The sequence below is a fragment of the Burkholderia sp. BC1 genome (genome assembly GCF_052683555.1).
This window is the reverse complement of record NZ_JBQYLP010000061.1, coordinates 1-13,267: the sequence shown is the minus strand read 5'-3', so window position 1 is coordinate 13,267 and position 13,267 is coordinate 1. Positions and strand designations below refer to the sequence as shown.

The 13,267-nt window shown below is 68.1% G+C and carries 10 protein-coding genes; 8 read left to right on the top strand and 2 right to left on the bottom strand.

The window, feature by feature from the left end:
- Positions 1 to 27: 27 nt before the first annotated feature.
- Positions 28 to 543, bottom strand: coding sequence for a peptide-methionine (R)-S-oxide reductase MsrB (gene msrB, locus ACSHSS_RS23680; RefSeq protein WP_048994389.1), 516 nt, complete (start codon positions 541 to 543; stop codon positions 28 to 30).
- 218 nt (positions 544 to 761) lie between these two features.
- On the opposite strand from msrB, the gene ACSHSS_RS23675 reads away from it, so the two are divergent.
- Complete coding sequence (locus ACSHSS_RS23675; protein WP_006402891.1) at positions 762 to 1,481, top strand: response regulator transcription factor; 720 nt, start codon at positions 762 to 764, stop codon at positions 1,479 to 1,481.
- Positions 1,478 to 2,995, top strand: a complete 1,518-nt coding sequence (locus ACSHSS_RS23670; protein WP_048994386.1) for a sensor histidine kinase — start codon at positions 1,478 to 1,480, stop codon at positions 2,993 to 2,995. The genes ACSHSS_RS23675 and ACSHSS_RS23670 overlap by 4 nt, the downstream gene beginning before the upstream one ends.
- A 109-nt stretch (positions 2,996 to 3,104) precedes the next feature.
- Here ACSHSS_RS23670 and ACSHSS_RS23665 read toward each other — a convergent pair whose 3' ends face one another.
- Positions 3,105 to 4,205, bottom strand: coding sequence for an AraC family transcriptional regulator (locus ACSHSS_RS23665; protein ID WP_006413260.1), 1,101 nt, complete (start codon positions 4,203 to 4,205; stop codon positions 3,105 to 3,107).
- Positions 4,206 to 4,528: 323 nt separating this feature from the next.
- On the opposite strand from ACSHSS_RS23665, the gene ACSHSS_RS23660 reads away from it, so the two are divergent.
- From ACSHSS_RS23660 to ACSHSS_RS23635, 6 genes are all read left to right on the top strand, one after another.
- Positions 4,529 to 6,163 carry an AMP-binding protein gene (locus ACSHSS_RS23660; protein WP_006413243.1) on the top strand — a complete coding sequence of 545 codons (1,635 nt, stop codon included), beginning with the start codon at positions 4,529 to 4,531 and terminating at the stop codon, positions 6,161 to 6,163.
- On the top strand, positions 6,163 to 7,326 hold the full coding sequence (locus tag ACSHSS_RS23655; RefSeq protein WP_006413237.1) for an AraC family transcriptional regulator: 1,164 nt from the start codon (positions 6,163 to 6,165) through the stop codon (positions 7,324 to 7,326). The genes ACSHSS_RS23660 and ACSHSS_RS23655 overlap by 1 nt, the downstream gene beginning before the upstream one ends.
- 317 nt (positions 7,327 to 7,643) lie before the next feature.
- Positions 7,644 to 9,434 carry an acyl-CoA dehydrogenase gene (locus ACSHSS_RS23650; RefSeq protein ID WP_048994384.1) on the top strand — a complete coding sequence of 597 codons (1,791 nt, stop codon included), beginning with the start codon at positions 7,644 to 7,646 and terminating at the stop codon, positions 9,432 to 9,434.
- A gap of 39 nt (positions 9,435 to 9,473) precedes the next feature.
- Positions 9,474 to 11,147, top strand: coding sequence for an electron transfer flavoprotein-ubiquinone oxidoreductase (locus ACSHSS_RS23645; protein WP_006413264.1), 1,674 nt, complete (start codon positions 9,474 to 9,476; stop codon positions 11,145 to 11,147).
- A gap of 48 nt (positions 11,148 to 11,195) precedes the next feature.
- Positions 11,196 to 12,389 carry a beta-ketothiolase BktB gene (gene bktB / locus ACSHSS_RS23640; RefSeq protein ID WP_006407328.1) on the top strand — a complete coding sequence of 398 codons (1,194 nt, stop codon included), beginning with the start codon at positions 11,196 to 11,198 and terminating at the stop codon, positions 12,387 to 12,389.
- 49 nt (positions 12,390 to 12,438) lie between these two features.
- Positions 12,439 to 13,267, top strand: an 829-nt coding sequence (locus ACSHSS_RS23635) for a 3-hydroxybutyryl-CoA dehydrogenase (protein WP_105809923.1), incomplete at its 3' end; no start/stop codon positions are given.

Sequence of the window (13,267 nt, the reverse complement as noted above, 5' to 3'; positions counted from 1 at the left end):
CCGAAGAGTCAGCGGGTCGGGGCCGGATCAGGCGGCCGCCGGGTGGAAGACGAGCGCGAGACCGTTCATGCAGTAGCGCAGGCCGGTCGGCGGCGGGCCGTCGTCGAATACGTGGCCGAGATGGCCGCCGCAGCGGCGGCAATGCACTTCGGTGCGGATCATCCCGAACGACGTGTCGGCACCGGTGCCGACCGCGTGATCGAGCGGCTGCCAGAAACTCGGCCAGCCGGTGTGGCTGTCGAATTTGGCGCTCGACGAGAACAGCGCGAGATCGCAGCCGGCGCACGCGAAGGTGCCGCGCCGATGTTCGTCGTTGAGCGGGCTGCTGTAGGGCGGCTCGGTGCCCGCCTCGCGCAGCACCGTGTACTGCGCGGGCGTGAGCCGGCGGTGCCATTCGGCGTCGCTCAGCGCGACTTCGAAACGACCGGCCGGCGGCGCGGCGAACGCGCGGCCGACGAGCGCGCGGCGGCCGGCCGACGACAGCGCGGCCAGCGCGGCGAGGCCGGCGGTGCCGGCGAACAGAAAGTGTCTGCGGGTGGGCATGATCGGCTCCTGAGGGCAGGTCCTGAAAACATGCGCACAGCGTAGGCAGCGGCCGGTGTCGAAGTCCTCACGGAAAGTTAAATGAATTGTGATCCCTTGCCGCCGGAAAATTTTGCACAATGGCGGCAGCGGCCGCGCGCCGCCATTCGAGCCGGGCGCCGTCCGATCCGGCATCCGCCCCGCAACCCGACCGCGCTCCGGCGCGCCGCGCCATCGCCATGGACCACCCAAAACGCATCCTGATCGTCGAGGACGACGCCGACATCGCCGACGTGCTGAGCCTGCATCTGCGCGACGAACGCTACGAGGTCGTGCATAGCGCGGACGGCGCGCAAGGGCTGCGGCTGCTGGAACAGGGCGGCTGGGACGCGCTGATCCTCGATCTGATGCTGCCCGGCGTCGACGGCCTCGAAATCTGCCGGCGCGCGCGCGCGATGGCGCGCTACACGCCGATCATCATCACGAGCGCGCGTTCGAGCGAGGTGCACCGAATCCTCGGTCTCGAAATCGGCGCGGACGACTATCTCGCGAAGCCGTTTTCGGTGCTCGAACTGGTGGCGCGCGTGAAGGCGCTGCTGCGGCGCGTCGACGCGCTCGCGCGCGACTCGCGGATCGATGCGGGCACGCTCGACGTCGCGGGACTGTCGATCGACCCCATCGCGCGCGAGGCCAGCGTCGACGGCACGCGCATCGACCTGACGCCGCGCGAGTTCGACTTGCTGTACTTCTTCGCGCGGCATCCGGGCAAGGTGTTCTCGCGCATGGATCTGCTCAATGCGGTATGGGGCTATCAGCACGAAGGCTACGAGCACACGGTGAACACGCACATCAACCGGCTGCGCGCGAAGATCGAGGCCGATCCGGCCGAGCCCGTGCGGATCCTGACCGTATGGGGGCGCGGCTACAAGCTCGCGGCCCCCGAGCAGCGGGACGCATGATGAGACTCACGCTCACCCGCCGCCTGTCGCTCGTCTTCTCGGTGCTGCTGCTCGCCTGCTCGGGCGCGTCCGCATGGCTGCAGATCCGCGCGAACGACATGCGCGAGAAGGAAGTCGTGCAGGCGCTGTCGCGCGATCTCGCCGCGCACATCGCGAACAGCACGCCGCTGATGGGCGCCAACGGGCTGCGCCCCGATGCGGTACGCACGCTGTTCGGCCAGTTGATGGGCGTGAACCCGAGCGTCGAGGTGTACCTGCTCGACAACGCGGGCCGCATCGTCGGCGACGATGCGCCGCCCGGCCACGTCAAGCGCGACCGCGTCGATCTCGCGCCCGTGAAGCGCTTCATCGCGGGCGACCCGCTGCCGATTCTCGGCGACGATCCGCGCAGCGCCGACGCACGCAAGGTGTTCAGCGCGGCGCCGCTGCAGCGCGCGGGCGAGCCGCCGGCCGGCTACATCTACGTCGTGCTGCTCGGCGAGGCGCACGACCAGCTTGCTGCGCGCGTCGAGGCGGGCAACGTGCTGCGCACGACGCTCTGGTCGATGGCACTCGTCGCGCTGCTCGGCCTGCTCGCGGGGCTGGTCGCGTTCAGCCTGATCACGCGTCCGCTGCGCCGTCTGACCGACGCGATGCGCCGCTTCGACGCCGACGGCGCGCCGGACACGCAGCCGCCCGTGCCGCGCAGCGCGCCCGGCCGGCGCGGCGACGACATCGCGGTGCTCGAATCGGCGTTCGCGCAAATGGCCGACCGGATCGGCGAGCAATGGCGCGCGCTGACGCGGCAGGACCAGCAGCGGCGCGAACTGATCGCAAATATCTCGCACGACCTGCGCACGCCGCTGACGTCGCTGCACGGCTATCTCGAGACGCTGTCGCTGAAGGCCGACACGCTCGCCGAGCCCGACCGGCGCCGCTATCTGTCGATCGCGCTGGCGCAGAGCGCGAAGGTCGGCCGGCTCGCGCAGGCGCTGTTCGAACTCGCGCGGCTCGAGTCGGGCGGCGTGCAGCCGGAGCGCGAAGCGTTCTCGATCGTCGATCTCGTGCAGGACGTGTTCCAGAAGTTCGAGCTGACCGCGCAGGCGCGCGGCATTGCGCTGCATGCGCGGATTCCGTCGCGTGTGCCGGCGGTGTCGGCCGACGTCGCGATGATCGAGCGCGTGCTGACGAACCTGATCGACAACGCGCTGCGGCACACGCCCGCGCACGGCGACGTCGAGGTCGCCGTCGAGCCGCGCGGCGACCGCGTGCTCGTGACCGTGTCGGATACGGGCGAAGGGATTCCGCCGGCGCGCCGCGAAGGGCTGTTTCAGCGGCCGCAGCGGCCCGCGAGCGGCGCGGCCGCGCGCAGCGGCGGGCTCGGCCTGCTGATCGTGCATCGGATGCTGCTGCTCAACGACAGCCGCATCCGGCTTGTCGATCGCACGGGGTTCGGCGCGGTATTCGAATTCGCGCTGCCCGTTGCATCGGCCGTGAGCGGCGACGGCGCGTCGACGGGTGGCGAGATGCGCTGAGCGGCGTCGGCGCGCGGCACGGCGCGCGATGCGTCGCGCGACGACTTCGGCTCTCCGCTCTCCGCTCTCCGCTCTCCGCTCGCGCCGACGCGCCGAAGCGCATCGCGCGTCATCGGCCGCGCTTGCGCCGCACGTCGCTCGGCGTCGTGCCGGTCCAGCGCTTGAACGCATGGCGGAATCCGACCGCGTCGCTGAAGCCGAGCGTCGACGCGATATCGTCGATGCTGAGCGTGGTCGTGCTCAGATAGTCGATCGCAAGCGCCTTGCGCACGCTCGTCAGCAGCGCGCTGTACGACGTGCCTTCGGCTTCGAGCTTGCGCCGCAGCGTGCGCGACGTGATGCAGAGGCTGTCCGCGATCGCGTCGATGTCGGGAAACTGGCCGGGCGTGCGCGTGAGTTCCTGATAGACGCGGCGCGTGACGTCGGCCTGGCTGCGCAATTCGTCGAGCAGCCGCGCGCACTGCGACGACACCTGCGCGGCCGTGATCGGATTGGCGAGCTGCGGCGCGCGTGCGAGCCAGGCCGACGGATAGCCGAGCGCATGACGCGGCTGATCGAACGCGATCGGGCATTCGAGCACGTCGGCCAGCAGCGCCGCATGCGGCGGCCGCGGCTGCGCGAACTGCGCGCGCGCCGGCACGCACCACGCGCCCATCACGTCCTTGATGATCGTCACGTGCACGGCGAACTGCAGGTCGATCAGGAATCGGTACAGCGCGGTGTCGAGATCGGGCAGCGCCACTTCGTGCGGATCCGGAAACAGCCACGACGCGATGCCGTCGTGCTCGACCCAGCGGATCGCCAGCATGCGGTTCGCGAGCTGGTGGTATTTGACGGCCGAATCGAACGTGTGCGCGAGCGAGGTCGAACAGAGCAGCGCGTAGCCGTACATCCCGTAGCTCGACGCGTGCAGCCGGCTGCCGACGCGCACGCCGAGATCGGTGCCGTCGTATGCGCGAATCGCGTTGCGCGCGGCCGTCACGAACTGCAGCGACGACGTGAGCGTAAAGGGATCGGCGACCGCGGCCGCATCGAGCCCCGTGCCGTCGAGCACGACCGCAGCGTCGACCCCGAGCGCCGACGCGACGTCGACGAGTACCGCCAGCTTCGTCGGCGAATAGCGCCGGTCGTGCAGCGCGTGCATCGACGGCGCGTCCGGCACGGCCGCCGCGCGGGCGGCCGGCGGGTTCGGAAGCGTGCTGCGCGTCATGGCGGGAGTGTCCGTCCGTTTTAATACCTGTCCGGGCCCGCGATTCTGCCCGCGAACGTCCGGCCGCGCCATCGGGTTCACCCTGATACGCGCGGCTGCGTGCGGCACGCGTGTGTGCGCCGACACACATCCGGGCGTGCGCGTGTCCGTTTCGATCACCTTTTCGGCCGCGCCGATCATTTTCAAGAGCCTGTCGCGCAAGCGATAGTCGCCGTTCAGGCGGCGGCCCGCGTCCCTCGGACGCGCAGGCGCCGCACGCACGGCGCCATGCCGGATCGGGACGGCCGACAGCCCGCGCGCGCCGTCCACGGAGGAGATCGATCATGACAAACAGACACTGGATCGCGTCGTACGGCCCGATTCCCGCGGAGATCGACGCCGATCGCGATGCATCGGTCACGGCGATGCTCGGCGACGCGATGCGCCGCTTTGCCGACCGCCCCGCGTTTCGCGCCGGCGCGCGCACGCTGACCTATGCGGACGTCGATCGGCTGTCGTCCGCGCTCGCCGCGTATCTTCAGCAGGTCGTCGGTGTTCGCCGCGGCGATCGCGTCGCGGTGATGCTGCCGAACGTGCCCGCGTTTCCGATCGCGTTCGTCGCCGTCGCCAGGCTCGGCGCGGTGCAGGTGAACGTCAATCCGCTCTATACCGCGCGCGAACTCGAACATCAGCTCAACGACGCGGGCGTCGAGACGATCGTCGTATGCGGCGGATCGACCGACACGCTGGCCGACGTGATCGCACGCACGCGGATCCGCACGGTGCTGACCGTCGGGCCCGACGATCTCGGCATCGTGCCCGTCGCCGACGCGGCGCGCGGCGCATTGCCGACGGCGACGATCGCACTTGCCGACGCGCTCGAAGACGGCGCGCGCCGTACGTTCGACGCCGTCGCGCCGAGCGGCGACGATTTGCTGCTGCTGCAGTACACGGGCGGCACGACCGGGCTGTCGAAGGGCGCGGCGCTGTCGCATCGCAACCTCGTCGCGAACGTCGCGCAGTTCGAAGCGTTCATGTCCGACGCGCTGCGCGCCGGCGACGAGGTGATCGTCACCGCGATCCCGCTGTATCACATCTTCGCGCTGACGGTGAACTTCCTGTCGTACTTCACGGCCGGTGCGCAGAACTGGCTCGTCGCGAATCCGCGCGACGTCGATGCGCTGGTCGACGTGCTCGCCGCCGCGCGGCCGACCGTGTTCGTCGGCGTGAACACGCTGTATGCGGCGCTGAGCGCGCATCCGCGGCTCGGCGATGTCGACTGGTCGCGGCTGCGCCTCTCGATCGGCGGCGGTGCGGCGACGATCGATGTCGTGTCGGCGCGCTGGCAGGCGATCACCGGCAACTTCATCCGCGAGGGCTACGGGTTGTCCGAGACGTCGCCGGTCGTGTCGTTCAATCCGCTGTTCGTCGATCGCTTCACCGGCACGACGGGCCTGCCGTTGCCCTCGACCGACGTGAAGCTGCTCGACGAGCGCGATCGCGAAGCGGCGATCGGCGAGCCGGGCGAGATCTGCGTGAAGGGGCCGCAGGTGATGACGGGCTACTGGCAGCAGCCGGAGGCGAACGCGGCGGCGTTCACGGCCGACGGCTATTTCCGCACCGGCGATATCGGCGTGTTCGACGCGGCGGGCTTCCTGCGCATCGTCGACCGGAAGAAGGACATGATCCTCGTATCGGGCTTCAACGTGTATCCGAACGAGGTCGAGGCCGTCGCGACCGCGTTGCCCGGTGTCGCCGAATGCGCGTGCATCGGCATGCCGGACGAGCGCACCGGCGAGGCCGTGAAGCTGTTCGCGGTGCTCGCGCCCGGTGCCACGCTGACCGAGGCCGACATCGTCGCGCACTGCCGCGCGAATCTCGCCGGCTACAAGGTGCCGAAGTGCGTGCGCATCGTCGAGCGGCTGCCGAAGTCGACGGTCGGCAAGATCCTGCGCCGGGAACTGTCGCGCGTCGACTGATGGCCTCGCAAGGCCGTGCGGACGGCGCCGTGCGGCGCGCGACACGGCCCGTCGTGCGCGCGCGGCGCCGGCAGCCGCTGCAGTACAATGCGAGCCGTTCGATCGACGGGGACGCGATGACCGGCTCAGATTCACCGACTGCCCGGCCCGGGCGCGCGCTGCCGCCGCCCAGCGCGACGGTGCCGATTTCGCTCGTCAACGGCTTTCTCGCGAGCGCCGGCGTGCAGCACGATATCGTCGAGCGCTACCTGCGCGAGGCCGGGATCCCGGCCGAGCTGCGCAGCGAGCCGCACGCGCGCGTGACCGAGGAACAGTTCTCGACGCTGTACCGCATGCTCGCGATCGAGCTCGACGACGAGATGCCCGGCATCTTCTCGCGCCCGCTGCGCGGCGGCACGCTCAAATATCTGTGCCTGAGCCTGCTCGATGCGCGCAATCTCGAGACCGCGCAGCATCGCTTCGGTCAGTTCTTCCATATCCTGCTCGACGATTTCTTCGTCGAATCGAAGCGCGACGGCCTCGTCGCGCAGGTGCTGCTGCGGCCGAATCCGGCGGCCGGGCCGATCGGCGCGCTCGGCCAGGAACTGATGCTCAAGCTCGTGCACGGCGTGTGCTCCTGGCTGATCGGACAGAGGATTCCGCTGCTGCAGATCGAGTTCGCGTGTCCGCGGCCGCGCCACGCGGTCGATCATCTCTATTTCTTCTCGGGGCCCGTGCAGTTCGACTGCGAGCGCACGCTGATGCGCTTCAGCGCCGACTATCTCGACGCGCCGATCCGGCAGAGCAAGCGCAACCTGCGCAAGTTCCTCGCGCGTGCGCCCGGCGACTGGATCTTCGAGACGTTCAGCGAGCAGCGCGTCTGTCACCGCGTGCGGCAGTACTTGTCCGAGGCATTGCCCGATCTGCCGGTGATCGAACAGGCGGCCGAGCATCTGCATTGCTCGGTGCGCACGCTGAGCCGCCATCTGGCCGCGGAAGGCACGACGTTCCAGGCGCTCAAGGACGAACTGCGGCGCGACATCGCGATCCAGCGGCTCACCGACACGCAGGACACGATCGCGGCGATCGGCGCCGATATCGGCTTCGACGATCCGAGCGCGTTTCATCGCGCGTTCCGGCACTGGACGGGCAGTACGCCGGGGACGTATCGGCGGCGCGCCTGACGCCGCAGCGGCGGTCGCGTGCGGGCGCTCCCATAACCGGCAACCGTTGGCCGGCTCCCATAACCGGCTTCCCTCGGCCGTCCCCATAACCGGCTCCCTTGCGCGTTCGCGCGGGCCGGGCGCGTGCGGTCCGTCGCCGATTTTCAGGCGGCGGCGCTGCAGCGCGTGGCCGGTTTTGTCACCAGTTGGGCCGGATATGACAATGAGAATCGGCCGCGGCGGCGTTACGATGGGGTTCGACATCGCGTCGATCTGGCCGGTTTTGCCGTATCGGGCCGTGCGGCGCGCCTCATTCATCGCCTGATTGGATTACGACCATGAGCTATATCGCCCCCGTCAAGGACATGCTGTTCGTGCTGAAGGAACTGGCCGGCATCGATGCCGTCACGCAACTGCCCGGCTTCGAGGATGCGGGCTACGACACCGCGCAGGCCGTGCTCGACGAATCGGCGAAGTTCTGCGGCGAGGTGCTCGCGCCGCTGAACGTCGACGGCGATCGCAACCCGAGCAGCTGGAAGGACGGCGTGGTGAGCGCGACGCCCGGTTTTCGCGAAGCGTTCCGCCAGTTCGTCGAAGGCGGCTGGCAGGGGCTGCAGCATCCGGCCGACTACGACGGCCAGGGGCTGCCGAAGCTGATCGCGACGCCGTGCATCGAGATGCTGAACGCGTCGAACCTGTCGTTCGCGCTGTGTCCGCTGCTGACCGACGGCGCGATCGAGGCGCTGCTGACGGCCGGCACCGACGAGCAGAAGCAGCGCTACGTGCCGAAGCTGATCTCCGGCGAATGGACGGGCACGATGAACCTGACCGAGCCGCAGGCCGGCTCCGACCTCGCGCTCGTGCGCTCGCGCGCGGAGCCGCAGGGCGACGGCACCTACAAGGTGTTCGGCACGAAGATCTTCATCACGTGGGGCGAGCACGACATGGCCGACAACATCGTCCATCTGGTGCTCGCGCGCACGCCGAACGCACCGGAAGGCGTGAAGGGCATTTCGCTGTTCATCGTGCCGAAATTCCTCGTCAACGAAGACGGCACGCTCGGTGCGCGCAACGACGTGCATTGCGTGTCGATCGAACACAAGCTCGGCATCAAGGCGAGCCCGACCGCGGTGCTGCAATACGGCGATCACGGCGGCGCGATCGGCTATCTGGTCGGCGAAGAGAATCGCGGGCTCGAATACATGTTCATCATGATGAACGCAGCGCGCTTCGGCGTCGGGATGCAGGGCATCGGCGTCGCCGATCGCGCGTACCAGAAAGCGGCCGCGTTTGCGAAGGAGCGCGTGCAAAGCCGCCCGGTCGACGGCTCGGCGAAGCAATCGGTCACGATCATCCATCATCCGGACGTACGGCGCATGCTCGGCACGATGCGCGCGCTGACCGAGGGCGCACGTGCACTGGCGTACGTGGCCGCCGCGCACAGCGACATCGCGCATCGTCATCCGGACGAGGCGACGCGCGCGCGTCATCAGGCCGTCTACGAATATCTGGTGCCGATAGTGAAGGGCTGGAGCACGGAGATGGTGAACGACGTCGCGAGCCTCGGCGTGCAAGTGCACGGCGGGATGGGCTTCATCGAGGAAACGGGCGCCGCGCAGTACTACCGCGATGCGCGGATTCTCGCGATCTACGAAGGCACCACGGCGATCCAGGCGAACGATCTCGTCGGCCGCAAGACGCTGCGCGACGGCGGCGCCGTTGCGCGCGCGCTGATCGCGGAAATCGGCGAGACGGTCGCGGCGCTCGGCAAGCTCGACGGCGCGGCGGCCGCGTCGATGAAGGCGCAGCTCGAGCAGGGCGCGCAGGCGCTGTCGTCGGTGGTCGACTACGTGCTCGCGAATGCGAAGCAGGATCCGAACGCGGTATTTCTCGGCAGCGTGCCGTATCTGAAGCTCGCGGGCATCGTGCTGTGCGGCTGGCAGATGGCGCGTGCGCTCGTCGCGGCGGATGCGCAGCGCGCGAACGATCCGGCGTTCTTCGACGCGAAGATCGCGATCGCGCAGTGCTATGCGGAGAACGTGCTCGTGCAGGCGAGCGGGCTCGCGGCGTCGATCGTCGGCGCGAAGAACGGCCAGGGCGTGCTCGCGATGACGGAAGACCAGTTCTGAGTCGAGCGCACGCGGACGCACACCGGAGGAGATAGGATTTTGACCACACAGGATTTGATCGCGCAGTATGGCCCGCGCGAATCGATGGAATACGATGTCGTGATCGTCGGCGGCGGCCCGGCCGGGCTGTCGGCCGCGATCCGGCTCAAGCAGCTGGCGGCCGAGAAAGGCACCGAGATCGGCGTGTGCGTGCTCGAGAAGGGTTCCGAGATCGGCGCGCATATCCTGTCGGGCGCGGTGATGGACCCGCGCGCGCTCACCGAGCTGTTCCCGGACTGGAAGGAACGCGGCGCGCCCTTGAACGTCGAGGTGACGGAAGACCGCTTCCTGTTCCTGTCCGAGAAGAGCGCGGTGCAAACGCCGAACTGGGCGCTGCCCGACAACTTCAAGAATCACGGCAACTACGTGATTTCGCTCGGCAACGTCACGCGCTGGCTCGGCCAGCAGGCCGAAGCGCTCGGCGTCGAGATCTTTCCGGGCTTTCCCGCCGCGGAGATTCTCTACAACGACGACGGCTCGGTCAAAGGTGTCGCCACCGGCAACATGGGCGTCGGCAAGGACGGCGAGCCGACCGAGAACTTCCAGCTCGGCATGGAGCTGCACGCGAAGTACACGCTGTTCGCCGAAGGCTGCCGCGGCCATCTCGGCCGCCAGTTGATCGCGAAGTTCAAGCTCGATGCGAACGCCGATCCGCAGGCGTACGGCATCGGCATCAAGGAGCTGTGGGAAATCGATCCGGCCAAACACAAGCCGGGCCTCGTGATCCACACGGCCGGCTGGCCGCTGAAGCCGGACACCTACGGCGGCTCGTTCCTGTATCACATGGACAACAACCAGGTCGTGGTCGGCTTCGTGGTCGGCCTCGGCTATACGAACCCGTATCTGTCGCCGTTCGAGGAGTTCCAGCGCTACAAGACGCATCCGTCGATCCGCGCATTCCTCGAAGGCGGCAAGCGCGTGTCGTACGGCGCACGCGCGATTACTGCCGGCGGGCTGATGTCGCTGCCGAAGACGGTGTTTCCGGGCGGCGCGCTGATCGGCGACGATGCGGGCTTCCTGAACGCCTCGCGGATCAAGGGCAGCCATGCGGCGATCAAGACCGGCATGCTCGCGGCCGACGCGGCGTTCGACGCGGTGCAGGCCGGCCGTCAGAGCGACGAACTGAATGCGTATCCCGATGCGTTCCGGCAGTCGTGGCTGTACACGGAGTTGTACCGCGCGCGCAACTTCAAGCAGTGGATGGCCAAGGGGCTGTATCTCGGCACGCTAATGGTCGGCATCGAGCAGAAGCTGATGGGCGGCAACGTGCCGTGGACGCTGCACCACAAGCACGCGGATCACGAGATGCTGAAGCCGGCGTCGCAGTGCGAGCCGATCGTCTATCCGAAGCCGGACGGCAAGCTGACGTTCGATCGCCTCTCGTCGGTGTTCATCTCGAACACGAACCACGAGGAGAATCAGCCGGCGCATCTGACGCTGAAGGATCCGAGCGTGCCGGTGAACGTGAACCTGCGCACGTATGCGGGGCCGGAGGGTCGCTTCTGTCCGGCGGCCGTGTACGAGTTCGTGAAGAACGACGACGGCAGCGATCGTCTGGTGATCAACGCGCAGAACTGCGTGCACTGCAAGACCTGCGACATCAAGGACCCGACGCAGAATATCGTGTGGGTCACGCCCGAAGGCGGCGGCGGGCCGAATTATCCGAACATGTGACGCATCACGCGCATGCATGGGCGTGCGCGAACGAACCGGAGCAAGACGATGAGCAATGCAGCGAAGGAAGTCGTGGTCGTAAGCGGTGTTCGTACCGCAATCGGCGATTTCGGCGGAAGCCTGAAGGATTTCTCGCCGACCGAGCTCGGCGCGAAGGTCGTGCGTGAAGTGCTGTCGCGCGCGAACGTGCCGGGCGACGCCGTCGGCCATGTCGTGTTCGGCCATGTCGTGAACACCGAGCCGAAGGACATGTATCTGGCGCGCGTCGCGGCGATCGACGGTGGTGTCGCGCAGCACACGCCCGCGCTGACGGTGAACCGGCTCTGCGGTTCGGGCCTGCAGGCGATCGTGTCCGCGGCGCAGACGATCCTGCTCGGCGATGCCGACGTCGCGATCGGCGGCGGCTCGGAGAGCATGACGCGCGCGCCGTACAGCGTGCCGGCCGCGCGTTTCGGTCAGCGCATGGGCGACGCGAAGCTCGTCGACATGATGCTCGGCGCGCTGCACGACCCGTTCCAGTCGATCCACATGGGCGTGACGGCCGAGAACGTCGCGGCAAAATACGGCATCTCGCGCGACGCGCAGGATGCGCTGGCGCTCGAATCGCACCGTCGCGCGGCGCGCGCGATCGCCGAAGGGCGCTTCAAGGATCAGATCCTGCCGATCTCGATTCGCACGAAGAAGGGCGAGGTCGCATTCGACACCGACGAACACGTGCGCCACGAGGCGAGCGCCGAGGATTTCTCGAAACTGCGTCCGGTGTTCGCGAAGGAGAACGGCACGGTGACGGCCGGCAACGCGTCCGGCATCAACGATGCGGCCGCAGCCGTGCTGATGATGAGCGGCGATGCGGCGCGCGCGCAGGGCGTGAAGCCGCTCGCGCGTCTCGTCGCCTATGCGCATGCAGGCGTCGATCCCGCGTACATGGGGATCGGCCCGGTGCCGGCCACGCAGAAGGTGCTCGAACGTGCGGGACTGAAGATCGACGATCTCGACGTGATCGAGGCGAACGAAGCGTTTGCCGCGCAGGCCTGCGCCGTCACGCAGGAGCTCGGCCTCGATCCGGCCAAGGTCAACCCGAACGGATCCGGTATTTCGCTCGGTCATCCGATCGGCGCGACGGGCGCGCTGATCACGGTGAAGGCGCTGTACGAGCTGAAGCGCATCGGCGGGCGGTACGCGCTCGTGACGATGTGTATCGGCGGCGGGCAGGGCATTGCGGCGATCTTCGAGAACATCTGATAATCGACCGCTCCACACCGCACACACGCATCGAATACGAGGAATCGTCATGGCCATCGAAACCGTCGGCGTCGTAGGCGCCGGAACCATGGGCAACGGCATTGCGCAGACCGCCGCCGTTGCAGGACTGAACGTCGTGATGATCGACGTCACGGACGCCGCGCTCGAGAAGGGGCTCGCGACGCTGAAGGGCAGCCTCGAGCGGCTGGTGTCGAAAGACAAGCTCGCCGCCGCCGCGCGCGATGCCGCGCTCGCACGCATCTCGACCTCGACCGATTACGCGAAGCTGGCGTCGGTCGACATCGTGATCGAGGCCGCAACCGAAAACGTCGAGCTGAAGAGCCGCATTCTGAAGCAGATCGAATCGGTCGCACGGCCCGACGCGATCATTGCGACGAACACGTCGTCGATCTCGATCACCGCACTCGCGGCGTTGCTCGCCGATCCGTCGCGTTTCGTCGGCATGCATTTCTTCAATCCGGTGCCGCTGATGCCGCTCGTCGAGATCATCCGCGGGCTGCAGACGAGCGATGCGACCGCGGCGGCCGTGCGTGCGCTGACCGAGCGTTTCGACAAGTCGCCGATCGGCGTGCGTAACGCGCCCGGCTTCGTCGTGAACCGGATTCTCGTGCCGATGATCAACGAAGCGTTCTTCGTGCTCGCGGAAGGGATCGCGTCGGCCGAGGAGATCGACGCGGGAATGAAGCTCGGCGCGAACCATCCGATCGGGCCGCTCGCACTCGCGGACCTCGTCGGACTCGACGTCTGTCTTGCCGTGATGGACGTGTTCCTCAAGGACTTCGGCGATCCGAAGTATCGCGCGTGTCCGTTGCTGCGCGAGATGGTCGCTGCGGGGCGGTTGGGGCGGAAGACGGGGC

Excerpts from the sequence above, each read along its gene's own strand:
- ACSHSS_RS23665 (WP_006413260.1), bottom strand. The coding sequence starts at position 4,205 with ATGACGCGCAGCACGCTTCCGAACCCGCCGGCCGCCCGCGCGGCGGCC.
- msrB (WP_048994389.1), bottom strand. The coding sequence starts at position 543 with ATGCCCACCCGCAGACACTTTCTGTTCGCCGGCACCGCCGGCCTCGCC.
- bktB (WP_006407328.1), top strand. The coding sequence starts at position 11,196 with ATGAGCAATGCAGCGAAGGAAGTCGTGGTCGTAAGCGGTGTTCGTACC.
- ACSHSS_RS23675 (WP_006402891.1), top strand. The coding sequence starts at position 762 with ATGGACCACCCAAAACGCATCCTGATCGTCGAGGACGACGCCGACATC.
- ACSHSS_RS23650 (WP_048994384.1), top strand. The coding sequence starts at position 7,644 with ATGAGCTATATCGCCCCCGTCAAGGACATGCTGTTCGTGCTGAAGGAA.
- ACSHSS_RS23655 (WP_006413237.1), top strand. The coding sequence starts at position 6,163 with ATGGCCTCGCAAGGCCGTGCGGACGGCGCCGTGCGGCGCGCGACACGG.
- ACSHSS_RS23660 (WP_006413243.1), top strand. The coding sequence starts at position 4,529 with ATGACAAACAGACACTGGATCGCGTCGTACGGCCCGATTCCCGCGGAG.
- ACSHSS_RS23670 (WP_048994386.1), top strand. The coding sequence starts at position 1,478 with ATGATGAGACTCACGCTCACCCGCCGCCTGTCGCTCGTCTTCTCGGTG.